This window comes from Mesorhizobium sp. WSM4810 (genome assembly GCF_055811235.1).
Genome location: NZ_JBVVQV010000114.1, coordinates 1 through 338 on the forward strand (window position 1 = coordinate 1; position 338 = coordinate 338).

The 338-nt window shown below is 55.9% G+C and carries 1 tRNA gene; it reads right to left on the reverse strand.

Annotated features, from left to right (window positions below):
- Positions 1 to 262 precede the first annotated feature (262 nt).
- Positions 263 to 338, reverse strand: a tRNA-Ala gene (locus AC0L3O_RS35545).

Here is a 338-nt window from a genome sequence, read left to right on the forward strand (position 1 = left end):
CTCGAGATCGGTTCGAGGGTGCGGTTAGGCAAACCCATCATATGCGGGAGATTGAGCGTCTCCCGCGACAAATCACACCCCTTGCGGGCTGTGAAGTTCGAACAAATCTTCTCTTTACGATGTCAAACAGAACAGGCGGAGAGCTAGATGCTCGCCGCAAACTCTTAAACGAATGACTTTTTCTCGGCCGGCTTCACATCCACTCGACACCTCTCCCTCTTTTCAGAACGAGGTAGCGACAATCCTGCGGATTGCGCGGGAATGGTGGAGCCGGACGGGATCGAACCGACGACATCCTGCTTGCAAAGCAGGCGCTCTCCCAGCTGAGCTACGGCCCC